Source organism: Martinezella rhizogenes (assembly GCF_000799715.1).
GTDB lineage: Bacteria > Pseudomonadota > Alphaproteobacteria > Rhizobiales > Rhizobiaceae > Rhizobium > Rhizobium rhizogenes_C.
Genome location: NZ_JUHG01000013.1, coordinates 159,252 through 177,843 on the forward strand (window position 1 = coordinate 159,252; position 18,592 = coordinate 177,843).

16 protein-coding genes are annotated in these 18,592 nt (G+C 60.6%); 5 read left to right on the forward strand and 11 right to left on the reverse strand.

The genetic code is table 11. The features are described from left to right. Positions 1–3: 3 nt before the first annotated feature. A complete protein-coding gene (locus tag EX00_RS12700) occupies positions 4–804 on the forward strand; it encodes an arginine deiminase-related protein (protein WP_047458078.1) in 801 nt (266 codons plus the stop codon). Positions 805–810: 6 nt separating this feature from the next. Here EX00_RS12700 and EX00_RS12705 read toward each other — a convergent pair whose 3' ends face one another. After that, on the reverse strand, positions 811–1,767 hold the full coding sequence (locus EX00_RS12705) for an asparaginase (RefSeq protein ID WP_047458080.1): 957 nt from the start codon (positions 1,765–1,767) through the stop codon (positions 811–813). Beyond that, a complete protein-coding gene (locus tag EX00_RS12710) occupies positions 1,764–3,224 on the reverse strand; it encodes an amino acid permease (RefSeq protein WP_047458081.1) in 1,461 nt (486 codons plus the stop codon). The genes EX00_RS12705 and EX00_RS12710 overlap by 4 nt, the downstream gene beginning before the upstream one ends. Before the next feature lie 299 nt (positions 3,225–3,523). Here EX00_RS12710 and EX00_RS12715 point away from each other — a divergent pair, with 299 nt between their 5' ends. Continuing rightward, a complete protein-coding gene (locus EX00_RS12715) occupies positions 3,524–4,945 on the forward strand; it encodes an aspartate ammonia-lyase (RefSeq protein ID WP_047458083.1) in 1,422 nt (473 codons plus the stop codon). Here the strand turns inward: EX00_RS12715 and EX00_RS12720 are convergent. After that, positions 4,917–5,630: a FadR/GntR family transcriptional regulator gene (locus EX00_RS12720; protein ID WP_047458086.1), complete on the reverse strand. Its 714-nt coding sequence runs from the start codon at positions 5,628–5,630 to the stop codon at positions 4,917–4,919. The genes EX00_RS12715 and EX00_RS12720 overlap by 29 nt on opposite strands. A gap of 109 nt (positions 5,631–5,739) precedes the next feature. Beyond that, the gene (locus tag EX00_RS12725; RefSeq protein ID WP_047458088.1) at positions 5,740–6,597 is read right to left on the reverse strand and encodes an urea carboxylase-associated family protein; all 858 of its coding nucleotides are present in this window, start codon (positions 6,595–6,597) and stop codon (positions 5,740–5,742) included. Positions 6,598–6,755: 158 nt separating this feature from the next. Here EX00_RS12725 and EX00_RS12730 point away from each other — a divergent pair, with 158 nt between their 5' ends. Continuing rightward, the gene (locus EX00_RS12730; protein WP_047458091.1) at positions 6,756–7,631 is read left to right on the forward strand and encodes a LysR substrate-binding domain-containing protein; all 876 of its coding nucleotides are present in this window, start codon (positions 6,756–6,758) and stop codon (positions 7,629–7,631) included. 50 nt (positions 7,632–7,681) lie between these two features. On the opposite strand, the gene EX00_RS12735 is transcribed toward EX00_RS12730, so the two are convergent. Further along, positions 7,682–8,626: a LysR family transcriptional regulator gene (locus EX00_RS12735; RefSeq protein WP_047458093.1), complete on the reverse strand. Its 945-nt coding sequence runs from the start codon at positions 8,624–8,626 to the stop codon at positions 7,682–7,684. 126 nt (positions 8,627–8,752) lie between these two features. On the opposite strand from EX00_RS12735, the gene EX00_RS12740 reads away from it, so the two are divergent. Then, positions 8,753–9,646: an MBL fold metallo-hydrolase gene (locus EX00_RS12740; protein WP_047458096.1), complete on the forward strand. Its 894-nt coding sequence runs from the start codon at positions 8,753–8,755 to the stop codon at positions 9,644–9,646. A 4-nt stretch (positions 9,647–9,650) separates the two neighbouring features. Here the strand turns inward: EX00_RS12740 and EX00_RS12745 are convergent, their stop codons facing one another. From EX00_RS12745 to EX00_RS12770, 6 genes are all read right to left on the reverse strand, one after another. Continuing rightward, positions 9,651–11,147 carry an amidase gene (locus tag EX00_RS12745; RefSeq protein ID WP_047460243.1) on the reverse strand — a complete coding sequence of 499 codons (1,497 nt, stop codon included), beginning with the start codon at positions 11,145–11,147 and terminating at the stop codon, positions 9,651–9,653. Positions 11,148–11,205: 58 nt separating this feature from the next. Then, complete coding sequence (locus EX00_RS12750) at positions 11,206–12,576, reverse strand: M20 family metallopeptidase (protein ID WP_047458099.1); 1,371 nt, start codon at positions 12,574–12,576, stop codon at positions 11,206–11,208. A gap of 8 nt (positions 12,577–12,584) precedes the next feature. Continuing rightward, positions 12,585–14,240, reverse strand: a complete 1,656-nt coding sequence (locus tag EX00_RS12755) for a dipeptide ABC transporter ATP-binding protein (RefSeq protein WP_047458102.1) — start codon at positions 14,238–14,240, stop codon at positions 12,585–12,587. Next, positions 14,240–15,142 (reverse strand): ABC transporter permease, encoded by a 903-nt coding sequence (locus EX00_RS12760; protein ID WP_047458104.1) that lies wholly within the window; start codon positions 15,140–15,142, stop codon positions 14,240–14,242. The genes EX00_RS12755 and EX00_RS12760 overlap by 1 nt, the downstream gene beginning before the upstream one ends. Position 15,143: 1 nt before the next feature. After that, the gene (locus tag EX00_RS12765) at positions 15,144–16,061 is read right to left on the reverse strand and encodes an ABC transporter permease (protein ID WP_047458105.1); all 918 of its coding nucleotides are present in this window, start codon (positions 16,059–16,061) and stop codon (positions 15,144–15,146) included. 102 nt (positions 16,062–16,163) lie between these two features. Next, on the reverse strand, positions 16,164–17,675 hold the full coding sequence (locus tag EX00_RS12770) for an ABC transporter substrate-binding protein (RefSeq protein ID WP_047458106.1): 1,512 nt from the start codon (positions 17,673–17,675) through the stop codon (positions 16,164–16,166). Between the two features lie 173 nt (positions 17,676–17,848). On the opposite strand from EX00_RS12770, the gene EX00_RS12775 reads away from it, so the two are divergent. Then, positions 17,849–18,517, forward strand: a complete 669-nt coding sequence (locus EX00_RS12775) for a GntR family transcriptional regulator (RefSeq protein WP_047458108.1) — start codon at positions 17,849–17,851, stop codon at positions 18,515–18,517. The last annotated feature ends 75 nt before the right edge of the window (positions 18,518–18,592 follow it).

An 18,592-nucleotide genomic window follows, 5' to 3' on the forward strand; every position in this document is an offset into this window, starting at 1 on the left:
GGAATGTCACCAGCCAGATCAGTCTATCGCTTCAACTCCGCCATCGTCCGCGAGCCATCCCGCTCGGTGGTCGACGGCCTGCGCGCCGAGGAGCGTGGCAGCCCGACCTATGAAGCCGTGAAGGCCGAGCATGATGCCTATATTGCGGTACTGCGCGATGCCGGCGTCGAGGTGACCGTCCTGCCGGCTCTCGAATCCTTCCCCGATTCGATCTTCGTCGAAGACCCGGCGCTCGTCTTTACCGAAGGCGCGATCCTGCTGCGTCCCGGCGCGGCAAGCCGCTCCGGCGAAGCGGCTGAAATTGCGCCTACCTTGCGCGACATGTTCGAAACCGTGCTCGATCTTCCGGCTGGTTTTGCAGATGGCGGCGATATTCTGACGACGCCGAAGGGCGTGATGATCGGCCTTTCGGCACGAACCGATAGGGCCGGCGCTGAAGCGCTTATCGGCTGCCTCGGTAGGCTTGGCCACAAGGCGGAACTGGTCGCCACGCCGGAAGGCGTGCTGCATTTCAAGACCGCCTGCTCGCTGCTGGACGACGAAACCATGCTTTCGACCGCCCGCCTCGCCCAATCCGGCGTCTTCAAGGACTACAAGCAGATCATCATCCCGGAAGGAGAAGAGCCAGCGGCAAACGCGCTGCGGATCAACGACATCCTGATGGTGCCTTCCGCATATCCGCACAGCCTCGAGCTTCTCGACAAGCACGGCTATAAGATTGTACCGGTGGCGACGGCGCAGATCGAGATGATCGACGCAGGCCTCTCCTGCATGTCGCTGCGCTGGTATCGCGACAGCAACTAGTCTCGGTCAGACGGGGTCGCAATAGTCGCTGAATGCGCGGGAAATCTGCCCCGCCGAGCTTCCGGAAGCGACGAGCGCGGCAAGCAGGATGCGGGCCTGGCCCGGCCGAAGTGTACGCGAGTGGATGGCGCCCGCGGCGGCCAGATCATGCCCGCCGCCGCCGCCGCCATAACTCGACACCAGCAGGCCATCGGGAACCCGGCTTGAGACGATGACGGGAACGCCGCTATCCGCACAGCGCCTTACTGCTTCGATCATGGCTGGATTGGCATTGCCGGAACCGAGAGCGGCGAGCACTATTCCTAGAGCGCCCGCATCGAGGCTCGCGTGGATGTGCGTGGCGTCACAACCAGGATAAACTGCAACTATATCAACGCGAATGCCGGAAACTGGTGCCGACAGACGCGGGCTTTCGACATGCCCGATAGGACGTGCCGAACGGAATGCATCGGTTTCGTCGGCGCTGCGCTTGTAGACACCCCATGCGGGAAGAATCCTGCCGCCGAAGGATACGAGAACGCCTCGACCTGCGTTGCCTTGGTCGATAGCTATCTCGATCGCCAGGGCGAGATTGTCCGGCCCATCGGCATGCGGATGATCGGCGGTAAACTGCGCGCCGGTGAAAACGACCGGTTTGGAAGTTGCGTGCTGCAAATGAACGAGCAGCGCGGTCTCCTCCATCGCATCGGTGCCGTGCAAGACGACGATGCCGGAAATGGCCGGATCATCGAGCTGCTGTCTTACTCTATCGCTGATCCGCTGCATGTCGGAAAGCGTCAGGCTGGCCGAATCTTTCGACATCAGATCAATGGGGTGTAGCCGGGCATTGACCTGCGGAACAAGCGCAAGAAGATCCTCACCCGTCAGGCTTGGCGTGCTGGCGCCATCGGCGCCGCGCTTGCTCGCAATGGTGCCGCCGGTGGCGATGACTGCCACCAGCGGATGGATTTTCTGCGCGTTCAATGCGGCGCTTCCGCACTGACGACACGTTCGCCGGCCAGGCGATGAATGCGCTCGCGCAGCAGATACCATCCGGCAATCAGCGCCGGAATGATGACTATGAGCGAGGCGATGGTCCAGGTGCCGACAGGATAATCAAAGGCCATGAGCACCAACACACCGAAGAGAAACACGAGGGTCAGGATGCCGGTATAGGGTGCGCCAAACATGCGGAAGTCGGGTCGGACAAGCTCTCCACGGCGGGACAGATGCCACAGCTTGAGCTGGCAAAGCACGATGACGCCCCATGCGCAGATGATCCCCAGAGCCGACAGGCTGAGCGCGATCTCGAAGGCCGCAGCCGGTACGACCGCATTTAGCGCCACGCCGAGAACGGTCACGACCGCAGTCACCGCAATGCCGCCATAGGGTACGCCAGCCTTGTTCATCTTCGCGAGTGCCGCAGGGGCTGAGCCCGACACAGCCATCGAATGAAGAATGCGGCCCGTCGAATAGAGACCTGCATTCAGCGAGGAGAGCACAGCGGTCAGAACCACCAGGTTCATGATGACGTCGGCACCCTCGACCCCGATGGAGCCGAAGAAGGTCACGAAGGGGCTCTCGCCAGCCTTATAGGCCGTGTAAGGCAGGAGGAGCGAGAGCAGCAGCACCGAGCCGACATAGAAGATCAGAAGACGGGCGACAACGGTACGGATTGCGCCGGGTATGACCTTGCGCGGATCGGCGGTTTCGCCTGCCGTAGTGCCGATCAACTCGACCGAGGCATAGGCAAACACGACGCCCTGAATGATGACGAAGGCGGGCAGGACACCGTTGGGGAAAAAGCCGCCATTGTCAGTGATGATGCTCAAACCGACGGTATGCCCCTCCAAGGGGGTGCCGAACACGACAAAATAGATGCCGACGACCAGGAAGGTCACAAGGGCCACAACCTTGATCAGGCTGAACCAGAATTCGAGCTCGCCGAATACCTTCACCGACAGCATGTTCATCACCAGGACGACGAGAAGAGCCGTCAGCGCGAATACCCACTGGTCGATCCCCGCCAGCCAGGGGACGTAATGCTTGAAGAAATTCATATAAAGTGCAACGGCGGTCACGTCGGCCACCGACGTCATCGCCCAGTTCAGCCAGTACATCCAACCGGCGGCGAATGCCATCTTCTCGCCGTAGAACTCGCGAGCATAGGAGACGAAGGAGCCTGAGCTCGGACGATACATGATCAACTCGCCGAGCGCGCGCAGCACCAGGAACGCGAAGAAGCCGCAGAGCGCATAGACGAAGACTAGCGCGGGACCGGCTTGGGCAAGTCGCCCGCCAGCACCCAGGAACAATCCGGTGCCGATCGCGCCTCCGATGGCGATCATCTGGATCTGCCTCGGCTTGAGGGCCTTATGGTATCCGAGGTCTTCCTCGACAAATACCTCGCGTTCGGCCGATGTGGTTTTCATTGATTCCATTGATATCTCTCCTCCCAATGAACTCGTTCTTCTGCTGGCGACCTCTGGCCGCATCGGGAACAAAAGCGCACCCGGTTTGTCCGTTCGCTGCCCGGCGACTGCAAATGCAGATCACCGACCTCAAGGCAGCGCTGTAAAGCTGCATGACAGATTTTATTCCCTCATAGTCGCATAGAAAGTCGCGCGTCAAGTGGCATCTGCCCTTATTGACCTTAGGATATTGATTGATTACGGTCAAAATATCTGTCAGACAGCTTGACAGATATTAGCGTCTCGCGCCATTGGAGGATAATGTGGTCATGACTCGCAGGGAGCACGATTTGCTGGGAACCAAAGAGATCCCAGCGGATGTTTATTGGGGCGTGCATACGGCACGAGCGGTGGAGAACTTCCCCATCACGGGCGTGACGATCGGGCGCAATTCCTATCTCGTCCGGGGCCTGACCTTCGTAAAGGAAGCCGCGGCAATTGCGAACCACGAGCTCGGGCTACTCGATCAGGTAAGAATGGATGCGATCGTCCGGGCCTGCCGCGAGATTCGGGCCGGGGGGCTTCACGACCAGTTCGTCGTGGACGAAATCCAGGGCGGAGCCGGCACCTCGACGAACATGAACGCAAACGAGGTCATCGCCAATCGCGCCCTCGAACTGCTCGGCCATAGCAAGGGCGACTATGCCCACCTGCACCCGAACGACCACGTCAATCTCAGCCAATCAACCAACGACGCCTACCCGACGGCAATCAACATCGCGCTGATCGAGGCGATCGACGACCTCGCGGCCTCGATGACGATGCTGAAGACCGCCTTCGACCGCAAAGCGCAGGAATTCGCCCGGTTCATCAAAATGGGGCGGACGCAGCTGCAGGATGCTGTCCCGATGACGCTCGGACAAGAGTTCCGGACCTTCGTCGTGATGCTCGGCGAGGACAAGGCGCGACTCATCGAGTCCGCCGCGCTGCTGCACGAGATCAATCTCGGCGCCACCGCCATTGGCACCGGACTGAACGCCCCTCGCGGATATGCGGCACTGGCATGCCAGCACCTGTCGCGGCTGACAGGACGCCCGCTCGTCACGGCGGACGACTTGATCGAGGCGACGCAGGATCCAGGCGCATTCGTGCACCTGTCAGGAGTGCTCAAGCGCGTCGCGGTCAAACTGTCGAAGACCTGCAACGACCTTCGCCTGCTTTCCTCTGGTCCGCGTGCGGGTATCGGCGAAATCACCCTGCCCGCCGTGCAGGCGGGATCGAGCATCATGCCCGGGAAGATCAATCCGGTTATCCCCGAGATGGTCAATCAGGTCGCCTATGCGGTGATCGGCAACGATATCACCATCACCATGGCGGCCGAAGCCGGCCAGCTCCAGCTCAACGCCTTCGAGCCCATCATGGTGCGCGCCCTCTCCCAGAGCATCAGCCAGTTAAGTGCGGCCTGCCGCATCCTGGCGGAACGCTGCGTCGATGGCATCAAGGCCAATCCCGCGATCATGGCCGCACGGGTGGAAGAGTCGATCGGCCTTGCCACCGCGCTCAATCCGCTGATCGGTTACTACGCGGCCACTGAAGTCGCGCAAGAAGCGCTCGCCAGCGGCCGCACGGTGCCGGAGGTCGTCCTCGAACGCGGACATCTGACCGTCGAACAGCTGCAAAAGGCGCTCAGCCCCGAGCACCTCGCCAACCTGCCCGCTATCGTCAATGCCGAGCCTGATCTTCTCCAATGATAGTGGTCACCACCTGCCTCACCTGACCCAGGTGAAGCTCCATTGCCTCGCGCGCCTCCTGCCCTGAGCCCGCCTTGATCGCGTCCACGATCCGGCGGTGCTCAAGGTTCGATGCCGAGCGCCGGCCGGCCATCATGTTCACCATCTCTGATTGCAGGGAAAGCGCTTCGCGAGCATCGGCCACGATCTTTGCAAACAGGGCGTTGCCCGAGGCATCAGCGATCACGCCGTGAAACTGCGAGTCGAGCAACACCCACGGGTACGGCTCCTCTTCCGTCTCCATCTTGTCGCACAGCTCCAGCAATGCTGCGAGTTGCTGCTCCGTCCGGCGCAGCGCCGCCCAGCCCGCGGCGGGAATCTCGATGAAGGGACGCGCCTCGATCAGATCGCGAGCCGAGTAGGCGCCGTAGTTGAGTTCCGGGCTCGGTACCGCGGTCATGACATAGGTGCCGCTGCCGGTGCGGGTTTGCGTCAGACCGAGCGTTTGAAGAGAGCGCAGAGCCTCGCGGATGATGGGCCGGCTCACGCCATACCTTTCCGCCAGTTGAGCCTCCGATGGCAGGCGTGTGCCGATGGTCAGCTGGCCCGAGCCGATAGCCGAACGCAAATCTTCAAAGACCGCCTCGGCGGCGTTCTTCCGACTGATCGGCTTTGTCTCGGATAACCAGTCAGCCAATTCGCTCATACTCCCGCTTGATAGACACTTCGGATCTGTCAAACAGCTAAGCTGAATCTTGACGGGCATCAAGCGCAGACACGCGAGAGTTGCTCTTAGAGCTCGATTTTGCGGAAGCCTACCGGTGCGTTCGCGGATAAGGATTGCTCTCCGGGAAGCTCCAGCCGGCGATGATCTCGGGATCGGCCTGCCACACTTCCACCTTCAGCGGATAGCATGCCGCCTCGTCGCTCGAATGGCCTGTGCCGCAATCACCGCCGGGGCATGCGGAAAGTGCTCCCAGAAGATCAATCTCAGCGAAGAACTCGATGAAATCGCCCGGCCGCACAGGGCTGGCCTTCATGAAATATTGATGGGTATCTCGCGTGAAGCCGGTGCACATGAAGACGTTCAAGACGTCATGCACATGCGCTTCGGCCTCCTGAACGGATATGTTCTGTTCCTCGGCAAGCGCGCGCGTCAAGTTCGAATGGCAGCAGTGATGATAATCGTTCCCCTGCAGCAACCGGTTGGTATAGGGATCGCAACGTGTACCGATAACGTCGTGGACACCTGCGCCGTCATCATCCCAGCCGTACCAGCCGAGCGTATCATGGGTGATCGTCGCCATCGGCCGCAGCGATGGCAAGCTGCTCCACAATCGATCGCCAACACCGACATGCGTGGCATGCAAGGCGCGGGTCTTGCCGCTGAAGAAGCGTTCCGAAAGGTCATTCGCATTCCAGAGATTGAGGTCGCCGACCTGCGAACCCTCTATGCTGACGATGCGGAAAAAATGCCCTTGGGGAACGTGAAAGCTGCGCGCCTCCCTCGGCGGGACGATGGTCTCGCTCACCTTCGTCAGCTTCTGCCGCGCTCTATTCAAAAGACCAAGATCGGCGGCCGGAAGCGTCTCCACCGGATAGACCACGACCAGCGGCTTGCTGCGGCGATCGTGCGCGTCGGAAGGGATGGGAGGCACGGATGAATTCTGCATTACGATCACTATCCCTTACCGGTTTGTGTGATGATGACCTGAGCGCTTGTCGAACGCACATCAAAATCACCAGTTTCAGCGGCACACTAACGAAATGGCACCACCGGACAACACAGTTTGTTCTTGTCCTTTGGCCAAGCCTGACTTAGTCATTATCCATGACCAACCTTCCCCTTGCCTCCCTGCGCGCCTTCGAGGCCGCCGCGCGTCACGAGAGTTTCGTCAAGGCTGCCACCGAGCTCAATCTGACGGCGGCCGGCGTCAGCCAGCATGTGCGAACGGTGGAAAACTGGCTGAGCGTCCCGCTTTTCGTGCGGCAAACGCGCGGTGTCGTGCTCACCGCGGCCGGCCGCGAGTTCGGGGCGGCGGTGACACACGGGCTCGGACATATCGAAATCGCCGCCCAGCAACTGCGGCTCGAAATCCACAGCCGCCCGATCAGCATTGCCTGCATCGCATCGATGGCAACGCGATGGCTCATTCCGCAATTGCCGAGATTTAGAGCGGCTTATCCAGACCTTCGCATCAACATCGTCTATGCACTTGAGGCAAAGACGCCGGAAGCGGCTGGCGTCGATCTGTTGATACGTCATGGACTACGGCCTGGCCCAAGCGCGATCGAGCTTCTGAGCGCCGAAACGCGCCCGACCTGTTCGGCGGAATTTCGCGCCCATCACGGCAAGCTTGAAACACCTCGCGATCTGGCCAGCGCCGAGCTCCTTCATGACGAGACCATCGATGCCTGGGCACGCTGGTTCACCATCGCCGGCCTTCACGACACACCCAGGGCCGGCCCTATCTTTGCCGATTTCAACCTGATGATCGGATCGGTCATCAGCTGCCAGGGCATCGGTCTTTGCCCGACGGCGCTGATTGCTGATGAACTGGCGCAAGGATCGTTAGTAACCCTGTTCGACTCAGCCTCGGATACGGACAAGGCCTATTGGCTTATCGAGGCAAAGAGCCTTTCCCGTGAAGTCGTGATGTTTCGAGATTGGCTGATTGCGGCAAGCGATGAGCGTCGGAGCACCTAACGGCGCCGAGTGTGTACCTCATCTGTGATTCCCGCCCAACCGCAGGGCACTCAAACTGTGCTTGCGGGCAAATCGGGAGCAGCCACCGTTTGGCTTGCTCTGCGACGTTCGGCAGCCTTCAGCATATCCACGAAGGCACGAACCCTGGCGGGACGAAACCGCGCCGGCGGAAAGACGGCATGGATGCCGCCGGCAGGCAGGCTCCAGTCCGGCAGGATGCGAACCAGCCTTCCCGCCTCAATGTCCTTCGCCGCCATGTAATCCGGGAATACCGAGACCCCTACACCGGCGAGAACGCAGGCATAGGCCGCCGGTGTCTTGTCGGCGGTCACCGGGCAATTGACGTCAATTGTAACCGTCTCCCGCTCGGCATGCGAAAAAGTCCAGCGAAGCGGGTTTCGCAATGCTGCGTTGGCGACCCATGGCAGGTAGGTCGTATCGGCCGGAGCTGAAATGGAAGGCATGGCGCCGGTCAGGGATGGCGCGCCGACGAGATACTGATCAAAGGTGCCAAGACGCCGCGCCTGATTGCTGGAATCCGCAAGCCAGCCAACGCGAATGGCGAGGTCTACCTGACCGGCAACCAAGTCCATGACATCGTCATCGAAGATGACGTTGACCTGCATTTGGGGGAAACGCTGGCGATAGGCCGCGATTGTCGGCGCCACGACGGCCGCGCCATAGTCAAGTGACGCGGTCAGCGTCAGCATGCCCGAAGGCTGGTTCGCCTTTTGCGACATCTCGGCATATGCCGCCTCCGCCTCGCGCAGAATGATGACGCAGCGATCGTGGAAAAGGCGGCCCTCGTCCGTCGCGTGAAGCCGGCGCGTCGTGCGGGTCAACAGCGTGACGCCCAACTCCTGCTCCAGCCTGGCGACTTGATGGCTGACGACAGCCTTTGCGACACCGAGCCGCTCGGCTGCCAATGTAAAGGAACCGGTGTCGACGACCGTTGTGAAGAAGATAAGCCGGTTCAGATTGAGAAGATCGCTCACTGTGCTTTGTCAAACCAGATCATACAGTCTGTATGATTGAATGATATTTATCTCCTAATCAAGGCCTGTGATAGCATGCGTTGCATCTTCGGCTGCCTCGCATTCCACCTGATCGGGAGAATTGATATGATCACACGCCGCGACACCTTCAAGCTTGCATTCACGGCCGGTCTAGCCGCCGCTCCCCTCACCCTGGCGCGCGCCGCGAACGGCAAGCTCGAATGGACGTACTTCCAGGCGGGTGAAACGGGGTTTCGCCGCACGCCGGTCCTCCTGACGGGCAAAAAGAACGCCATCCTGCTCGACGGTGGCTTCACGCTTTCTGACGGACGCGCCGTTGCGGATGCCATCAAGGCTACGGGCAAGCGGCTAACGACCATTTTCGTGAGCTGCAACGATCCCGATTACTACTTCAGCCTGCGACCTATCGTAGAGGCTTTCCCGAAAGCGAAGATTATCGCCAAGCCGGTCACGGTCGAAGCGATCAAGGCCAATGTCCAAGCCAAGCTGGGGGCCTGGGGGCCTCAACTCAAGGAAAACGGCCCGCAGAAACTGGCCGACGTCGTCATTCCCGAACTGTCCGACCTGACCTCTCTCGATCTCGAAGGGGCTCGCATCGAGATTATCGAAGTGCCCGGAATGCACGACCGGCGCTACATCTGGGTGCCGTCGCTCAAAGCCGTCTTCGGCGGCGTTCTCATCAGTTCCGGCATCCACGTCTGGATCGCCGACACGGCGACGCCGGAGCTGCGCGCTGCTTGGGTCAAGGCGCTTGATGCCATCGCCGCGCGCAAGCCGCAGATCGTCATTCCCGGCCATCAGGCAGAGGGAGCCGAACAGGGGATCGCGGCAATCACCTTCACACGCGACTATCTTCTTGCCTTCGAAGAGGAAATGGGACGAACGAAGGACAGTGCTGAACTGATCGCCGCGATGACCAAGCGTTATCCCAACCTCAAGGACGTCGGCTCACTCCAACTCGGCGCCAAGGTCGCCAAGGGCGAAATGAAGTGGGGCTGACGACCTAGAAACCCATAAAGCCCGGTTGCTCCGCAAGCTTCGGTGCTTTTTCCAAAGCCGCCAGATCGACAGTCGGGACGCCGAATTCGGTGTCACCGGCGAGAATTTCCTCGATCTCCGCCGCCACCTGCAAAACGCCGGCGTCATCATGGCGCCGGCCGACGATCTGCACGCCGAAAGGCATGCCGAGCGTGTCGCGGCCAACCGGAATAGTGATCGAAGGATGGCCGGCAAGCGTCGAGGCATAAGCCATGGCCAGCCAGTGGTAGTAGCTCTTGGTCGGCTTGCCGTCGATCTCTTCCGGATAGAGCTCGTGCCAGTCGCGCGGGCTGATCGTCACCGCCGGGCAAAGCACGTAATCATGGGTCTCGAAGAACGTCTGCCAGTCGCGATAGAAGCGGCCCTGCTTGACGAGCGCATCGGCGATGTCGAGCGGACCATAGCTCAAACCCTCCTCGACATTGGCGCGGACAAGCGCGCCGACCTGATCCGGATGGGACAGCATCAGCTTGCGATGTGTTCCAAGGAACATCACGCCGCGCAGAACCGAAAAGATGCGGTCGGCATCGGTGCAATCCGGATGTGTCTCCTCGACCGCGCCAAGATGGCTCGACAGTCGCTTGGTCACCCGCCTGAAACTATCACGAATAACCCGCTCTGTCGGCGCAAAGCCGAAATCCTCGGTCACGGCAATGCGCAGCGAGGCGAGGTCGGGGCGCCGGCCAACTCCAAACCGATCCGCCTGCCAGGCGGTCTTGCCATTGACGACGACCGTATAGGGATCGAGCCTGTCCGGCCGCGCCAATACGGACAGCATTAGCGCCACATCGGCGACATCTCGGCCCATCGGCCCGCTCGTCGGCAGTGGCATCAGAGCCATGGCGCGGGTATCACCCGGAACGACGCCCGGCGACGGGCGAAAGCCAACGACGCCACAAAAAGCTGCGGGATTGCGCAGGCTGCCACCCGTATCCGATCCCGTCGCCAGCGACGCCATTCGCGACGCGAGGAGCACAGCCGAGCCGCCGGAAGAGCCGGCAGCACTCTTCGTCGTGTCATGCGGATTAGCGGTGGCGCCATAGACGGCGTTGCGGGTGTTGCCGCCGGCGCTCCATTCCGGATTGTTAGTCTTGCCGAACGGGATCGCCCCTGCCTCGCGCATGGCCGCAACGATTGCATCGTCCTTGACTGCGATATTGTCGCGGTAGATTTCCGAACCAAAGGTGGTCGGCAAGCCGGCAACGTCGATCATATCCTTGACGCCGAAAGGCAAGCCATGCAGCGGCCCGAGCGCTTCGTTGCGCGACACCTTCTCTTCGGCCAATCGCGCCTCGTCCAGAACCCTGTCGAAGTTATGCGCCACCAGCGCGTTCACTGCCGGGTTGAGCGTCTCGACCCGCTTGATACAGGCCTCCGCCAGTTCAACCGGCGAAAGGCTCTTGCGTCCGATCAGCTGGCGCGCCTCCAGCGCACCGAGATCCGCGGGATTGGACTTGCTCATGGCGGCACCTTTCTGAAGAAGGATAGGATGGAATGTCGGCAAGCCGTCAGGCGTTTGCCTACAGGCTGGCTGCGTTCTCGGCGATATCGAGGAACAGAGCCGTCATCACCTGCATGCCTTCGCGCGCGATCGGGATCAGAACATGTTCGTTCGGTCCGTGCTGACCGCATTCGGCATACGAATGAGGAATCCAGATCGTCGGCAGCCCGAGGATCTCGGTGAAGGCATCGTTCGGCAGCGATCCTGCGAGATTGGGCAGGACATGCGGACGGCGACCGGCGCTGCGCGTCAGCGACTGCTCAACGAACCGCACCCACGGGTGGTCCGGTGAAAAGCGCGTCGCCTGGAAAGCTTCGCCCCGCGCGGCGCGCACCTCGACCATCGGAAAGCCATTAGCGTCGAGATGGCGGCGCAGGGCAGGAATAATATTGTCTATGTCCGTGCCGACCACGAAGCGCAGCTGACATGTGGCCCGCGCCGAACCCGATATGGCGTTCTGCGGCGCATCGATATTGCCGGAGGACAGGGCGAGAACTGCGAAGGAATTCCAGCCGAAGACCCGCTCGCTTGGCGTCAGATCGCTCTCGCCCCAGTCGGCATCATGCCTGCGTGGCGGCAGATCGCGCAGGACGGCGCGGATATCGGGCGTCAGGCTCGTCGGGCGCCATTCGGCGATCTTGATCTGGCCGCGCGCGTCGGTGATCGTCGCGATTGCCTGGGCGAGGATAATGGCCGGATCGGCAAGCAGGCCGCCGAAATTGCCGGAATGATGATCTCCGTCGCGCAGGTTGACGATGAGATTGAAGGACATGCCGCCACGCGACCCCATGAACATGGTCGGCGTATCGATGGCCAGACGCGGGCCATCCGAGGCGATCAGCACATCCGCCAAGAGCCGGTCGCGGTTGGCCTTGAAGAATTCGCGCAGACCGAAAGAGCCGGTCTCCTCGGCCATCTCCAGAATAATCTTTGCGTTGAAGCCGAGGCGGCCGTTCTTGCGGATCAGCAGTTCAAGCGCCTTGATGTTGATGAGGTGCTGGATCTTGTTGTCGGCCGTGCCGCGACCATAGAGCTTGTCATCCTCGCGGGTGAGCCTGAACGGCTCGAGACCCTCGCGCCAGCGGTGCGCCTCACCATTGCAGACATCGCCGTGGCCATAGACCAGCACGGTCGGCAATCCCTCTCCCTCGATGCGGTTGGCGATCAGGAGCGGCGCTCCTCCTTCTCGTGGATTATCGAAGATCTCGACGGAAAAACCCATGGAGAGCAGCAGCGGCTGCATTTCCTTCTCCAGATAGGCCTGAAGCTCTTCCCACCGGCCCTCGGACTGGCTGACGGAACGTCGTGCCACAAGCCTGCCGAGATCCGCCTCAAGCCCGCCGCTGTCGACATAATCGCCTGCGGCCTCGATCACTTGCACTCTGTCCATGGAACTGCCTACCTCGTTGCGTCGGCAGCGGATAAGGCTGCCATATTGGGCGCTTCCCAGCCGCGGCCGGGCATGGCGGCGAGCAGTTGGCGCGTATAGGAATGTTGGGGATTGCCGAAGATATCGTCGACGGCGCCGTACTCCACCACCTCCCCTTTCGACATGACAAGAATATGGTCTGAGATCTCGGCCGCAACCCTTAGATCATGCGTGATGAAAATCACCGTCAGGCCGACGCTCTTCCTGATGTCGTCGAGGAGTTTCAGCACATCCTTCTGCACCGAAACGTCAAGGGCCGAGACCGCCTCGTCGGCGATCAGGATTTTCGGCTCGACCATAAGGGCACGGGCAATCGAGATGCGCTGGCGCTGCCCTCCGGAAAACTGCACCGGATAGCGGCCAAGCACATCCTCCTCGAGACGTACGATCCTCATCAGCTCCCGCGCCTTTTCCATCGCCTGCTTGCGCGGCACGCCGAAATTGACAGGCCCCTCGACCAGGAGATCGCCGATGGTCCGGCGCGGATTGAGCGAGCCGTAGGGATCCTGGAAAACGATCTGGATATGCTTGCGGAAATTGCGCCGCCCGGCAGCTGTCCTCATATCCAGCCGATCATTGCCGATCCAGATAGAGCCCTCATCCGGCTCGACCAGGCCCATGAGACAACGCACAAGCGTGGTCTTGCCCGACCCCGACTCCCCGACGATGCCGAGCGTCTGGCCTTCGAGCACGGTGAAATCCGTCGGCTTGACGGCTTGAACCTTGCGAGCCGGTCTGAAGAGCGTGCGGGCGGTTGAGAACGTCTTCTCGATGCCGGCGACACGCAGCGCGATCGGTGCGGACATCTCGGGATTTCCCTTACCGCCGTGGCGTTTCGGGACGGCATCGATCAGCATCCGCGTATAGGGATGACGGGGATTGTTGAGCACCTGTTCAACAGGCCCCTGCTCCACCACCACGCCCTTCTGCATGACAACCACACGGTCGGCGATCTCCGCCACGACGTCGAAGTCATGGGTGACGAACAGGATGCCGGCCTTGCGGCTTTCCTTCAGCGTCTTGAACATATCGAGGATCTGCGCCTGCGTCGTCACGTCGAGCGCCGTGGTCGGCTCGTCGGCGATCAGCAGACGCGGCTCCATGGCAAGTGCGATGGCAATGACGATCCGCTGGCGCTGGCCGCCGGACAATTGGTGCGGATAGGCATGATAGAGCCGCTCGGGTTCCGGAAGCCGCACCTCCTTGAGGAGCGCCATCGTGCGCTCGCGACGCTCAGCCTTCGAGAGCGTGGTATGAGCCTTGAAGACCTCTTCGATCTGATCGCCGACCATGTAGCACGGATTGAGCGCGCTCATCGGCTCCTGGAAGATCATGCCCATGCGGTTGCCGCGCAGGCCGGAATGTTCGGCCTCGGAAAGCTTGAGCACGTCACGCCCCTCAAACAGGATCTCGCCGGCGGAAGGCTTCAACACTTTCGGCAGGAGACCCATGGCGGCAAAGGAGGTGATCGACTTGCCGGAGCCGGATTCCCCGACGATGCAGAGGATCTCTTTCTCACGGATCTCAAGCGATAGGTTGCTGACGGCGTGTGGACGATCGCCTCCTCTTGGGAGATCGATGGTGAGGTTGCGGATTGAAAGGACGGGTTCGGCAACGTTCGTCATCAGTTTCTGCCCTCCGGCGCGGTGATGTCGCGGATGCCATCCCCCAGCATGTTGATCGCAAAGACCAGGACGAACAAGGCGATGCCTGGAATGGTGATCAGCCAGCTTTCGAACAGCAGCATTTCCTTGCCCTCGGAAATCATCAGACCCCAGGAGGGGGTCGGCGGCTGCACGCCAAGGCCGAGGAAGGAGAGAGCCGCCTCCAGAATGATGGCATGCGCCATTTCCAGCGTGACGATGACGATCAGTGCGTTCATGACGTTCGGCAACACATCCTTGAAGAGGATGCGTGGCAGGCTTGCCCCGAGCACCTCGGCCGCCGCGATATAATCCGTCTGACGCACCTGCATGGTGGCGCTTCGCAGCACCACGGCAAACCGATCCCACAGCAGCAGGCCCAATATCGAGACCACGACCGTCAGCGAGCCGCCGAAAAGCGCGACGACCGCAAGAGAGACCAGCGTTGCCGGCAAGGCGAGCCGCACCGAGACAATGAACATCACCACCGCATCCACCTTGCCGCCGAAATAGCCGCCGAGAATGCCGAGCGTGGTGCCGATCACAGCGGAGATCATCGCGGCGGTAAAACCGATCATCAGGGAGACGCGAGCGCCGTAGATCAATCGCGAAAGATAGTCGCGACCAAGCGCATCCGTTCCGAGCACATGCTTCCAATCCCCCCCAAGGAAGACCGGCGGAGCAAGCCGTGCCAGAAGATCCTGCTTGTAGGGATTATGAGGTGCGATCAACGGTGCGAAAAGCGCAATCAGGGCGATGATCAGCAGGATGCCAAATCCGACCATGAAGCCGCGATGCTTCAGCGCCCGGCGCGCGAACACCCGCGATGGTGCCGGAGTGGCTGCTGCCTGGATGACGGTTGCGGTCTGGGACATGTCGTTCATCTCAGGCGGCCCTCAATCGTGGATCGAGCCATGCGTTCAAGACGTCGGCCAGAAAGGTGAAGACGATATAGAACATCGCAAAGATCAGGATCAGCGCCTGCATGGTCGGCAGGTCGTTGCGCGAGATCGATTCCCAGGCAAGGAAGCCGGCGCCATGCAGCGCGAAGATCGTTTCCACCACGACAGAGCCGCTGAACATGAAGCCCAGTTGCACGGCGCTCAGGCTGACGACCGGGATGATGGCGTTGCGCAAGGCATGCTTGAACAGCACCTTCCGTGGCTTCAGGCCCTTGGCCCGGGCGGTCCGAATATAATCGGACGACAGGACTTCCAACATGCCGGCGCGGGTGAGCCGCATGATGGCGGGCGTCGCGTAATAACCGAGAACGATCGTAGGTAAGATATAGCCGGTCCAGCTTGCCGTTCCGGAGGCCGGCACCAGGCCGAGATTGACCGAGAAGATCACTATGAGGATGAGGCCGAACCAGAAGCTCGGAATGGCCTGCCCGACCACGGCGATACCGAGTGCCAGCCGGTCTATAATGGTGTTCGGAAAAGCAGCGGCGAGAACACCCATGGGGATCGCCAGCAGCATCGCAAAGCTCATGCCGAGAAAGCCAATCGTCATGGTCACCGGCAGTCGGTCGGCAATCATTCCCGAGACCGGCTGCTTGAAATAGTAGCTCATGCCGAAATCGCCGGAAAGCGCCCGCATTAGCCATTCGACATATTGGAGCATCAACGGCTGATCGAAGCCGTATTGGCTGCGGATAGCGGCGATCGTCTCCGCCGGGGCGCCCTCGCCGGCAATCGCGATGGCCGGATCGCCGGCCATGAACAAAAGAATGAAGCTGATGAAGGACACAGTCAGCGCCACCAGCGCCGCCATACCGAGTTTGGTCAGGACAAATTTCAGCATCGTGTACCCTTAAGCGGGAGGCGCGACCCAACTAGTCGCCCTTATCTTCCGGAATACGCCATTCGCTGCATCCATGGATGCAGCGAATGGCGTATGCGCATGTCATTTCCAGCCGATTTCGTAGAAGCGAACCAGCTCGTCGGGGGTGGGCGTGAAGGAGACGTCCTTGCTCATGATGTAGTTGGTGGAATAATTCCAAAGCGGCACCCAATAGGCCTTGTCGGCAATCGTCGAGAGCGCCTGTTTGTAGAGTGTCTTGCGCTCGGCTGGATCGACGGAGGAATCGGCTTTCTCCAGAAGATCCGACAGGCTCTTGTCACGCGCATCGTCTTCGCCGCCCATGGTGAAGAACTCGCTGGTGATGGCCGAGGCATCGGCGATCGAGTTGGAGCCCCATGTCAGAAAGGACATGGGCACGCCTTCCTTGATGCGCTTTTCGCGCAACGCCGCATATTGCAGGTATTTGAGATTGGCCTTGATGCCGACTTCGGCCAGCATGCCGATCATGGCTTCCGCCAGCGGACGATCGCGATAGGCGTAGAAATCAATCTCGAAGCCATCGGGATACCCGGCCTCCGCCAGAAGCGCCTTGGCCTTGTCCGGATCGTAGGAATAGGAAGCGACATCGGTCGCGCAGCCGAACTGGCTCGGCGAGCAGGCGCTATTGATCACCTCCGTCGTACCCTTCATCAGCGCCTTGACGATACCGTCGCGATTGATCGCGTGGTAGACGGCCTGCCGAACCCGCACGTCCGTCATTGGATTTTTCGCGCCGCTTCGGCCAGCCGCATCGAGCGACAGATAACCGACACGCATGGTCGGCGCATTGAGGACCTGGAAATTGCCGCGGCCGGCCATCTTGTCAGCCTGGTCGGAAGGCACCTGCCAGACGAGATCGATCGTCCCGTTGAAAAGCTCGGCCATCTGCGTGTTGATGTCGGGGATCGTACGGATATCGATGGTTTCGACCTTGGCCTTCGGCTTGGCGGCGGCGAAATAATCATCGTTGCGCTTCAGCACGTAATGCTTGCCGGGCTCGACGCTGACGACCTTGTAGGGCCCGGTTCCGATCGGCTTGGTTGCTACACCGGCCGGTCCGACTGCGGCGTAATATTCATTCGGCTGTATGATGACGGGTCCGGCAAGATATTCGAGCGCTGCCGGAAAAGGTCCGTTGGTGATGATACGGACCTTGAATTGATCGATCTTCACCGCCTGCTTGATCCAGCTGGTCGCCACCGTGTTCTTGGCGCCATTCTTCGGATCGATCATATAGTTCAGCGTATAGACCACGTCGTCGGCGTCGAAGGGCTCGCCATTGTGGAACTTGACCCCTTGGCGCAACGTCAATTCCAGCGTTGTCGAATCCACCCACGACCAGCTGGTTGCCAGATTGCCGACATATTGGCCCGTCTTCGGATCGCGATAGAGAAGTCCGTCCCAGACCGCATTTCCAAGCAGGACGCCCTCGCGCGCCGTGTTGAAATAGGGATCGATATGCTCGAGCTCCTTTGAAAAGGCGATCGAGATGGTGTCGTTCGCCTTCCCGGCATTGGCGGTCGGCGCCAGCAGGAGCGGCAGAAACAGGGCGGCGGCAATAACAGCTAGTCTCATTGAAGTCCCCTTTATTGCCCATTATATGAGCATTTTTATTTGATGCTTACACTATACGCAATTCCGATTCACTGTATACAAAAATTAAAGATTGAACGCATAATTTCAGCTTTGCGTACAACGCTTTGTCATCATAGGCTTTAAGCAGCACAACTTCGGCAGGAGGAATCATCGTGGCTCAAAACAGACCGCCGGCGTCGGACGCGCTCTACGAACGGATCGAGGCCCTGATTGCCGAAGGCGTTTTCAAGAATGGTGAACGCTTGGACGAAGTACGCCTCGCCGGCGATTTCGGCGTGTCGCGCACGCCGCTTCGCGAGGCCTTGCGCTTGCTCTCCTCGACCGGACTGATTGAACTCATCCCAAACCGCGGTGCTTTCGTGCGGCAGCCGAGCTTCACGCGTCTCGTGGAGATGTTCGAAGTGATGGCGGAAGTCGAAGCCTGGTGCGCGCGACTTGCTGCCGGCCGTATCACCAAGGCACAAGTGCTGCTTTTGCGCCAGACGGCATCCGCCTGCGAGGCTGCCTTGCAGATACAGGACTATCATCGTTACTACGCCGAGAATGCCGCTTTTCACAATATGATCTACGACGCCTCCGGTAACGGCTTTCTCGCCGAAGAGGCGCGCAATCTGCAACGGCGCCTGAAACCGTTTCGCAGGGCGCAACTGTCCTTCGGCGACCGGCTTTCCCAATCGATGAGCGAGCATCGCGAAATCCTGATGGCGCTCGAGGCCGGCAATGTCGGGCGAGCCGAGGCCGTGATGCGCGACCATATCCGGGTGCAGAGCAGCACCTATGAGGAATACCGACTGTCGCTGACCGAGCGTTCGGCCTCTTAGATGAATGGGAAGCAACGCGGGCAAACCAGCAAGTCGGACACTACCGCCCTCTTGCGAGGCGGGATGCCGCTTTGA

Bases quoted from the DNA above. Each gene is read 5' to 3' on its own strand.
- EX00_RS12700 (WP_047458078.1), top strand. From the start codon at position 4: ATGTCACCAGCCAGATCAGTCTATCGCTTCAACTCCGCCATCGTCCGC.
- EX00_RS12710 (WP_047458081.1), bottom strand. From the start codon at position 3,224: ATGGAATCAATGAAAACCACATCGGCCGAACGCGAGGTATTTGTCGAG.
- EX00_RS12715 (WP_047458083.1), top strand. From the start codon at position 3,524: ATGACTCGCAGGGAGCACGATTTGCTGGGAACCAAAGAGATCCCAGCG.
- EX00_RS12720 (WP_047458086.1), bottom strand. From the start codon at position 5,630: ATGAGCGAATTGGCTGACTGGTTATCCGAGACAAAGCCGATCAGTCGG.
- EX00_RS12725 (WP_047458088.1), bottom strand. From the start codon at position 6,597: ATGCAGAATTCATCCGTGCCTCCCATCCCTTCCGACGCGCACGATCGC.
- EX00_RS12730 (WP_047458091.1), top strand. From the start codon at position 6,756: ATGACCAACCTTCCCCTTGCCTCCCTGCGCGCCTTCGAGGCCGCCGCG.
- EX00_RS12740 (WP_047458096.1), top strand. From the start codon at position 8,753: ATGATCACACGCCGCGACACCTTCAAGCTTGCATTCACGGCCGGTCTA.
- EX00_RS12745 (WP_047460243.1), bottom strand. From the start codon at position 11,147: ATGAGCAAGTCCAATCCCGCGGATCTCGGTGCGCTGGAGGCGCGCCAG.
- EX00_RS12750 (WP_047458099.1), bottom strand. From the start codon at position 12,576: ATGGACAGAGTGCAAGTGATCGAGGCCGCAGGCGATTATGTCGACAGC.
- EX00_RS12755 (WP_047458102.1), bottom strand. From the start codon at position 14,240: ATGACGAACGTTGCCGAACCCGTCCTTTCAATCCGCAACCTCACCATC.
- EX00_RS12760 (WP_047458104.1), bottom strand. From the start codon at position 15,142: ATGAACGACATGTCCCAGACCGCAACCGTCATCCAGGCAGCAGCCACT.
- EX00_RS12765 (WP_047458105.1), bottom strand. From the start codon at position 16,061: ATGCTGAAATTTGTCCTGACCAAACTCGGTATGGCGGCGCTGGTGGCG.
- EX00_RS12770 (WP_047458106.1), bottom strand. From the start codon at position 17,675: ATGAGACTAGCTGTTATTGCCGCCGCCCTGTTTCTGCCGCTCCTGCTG.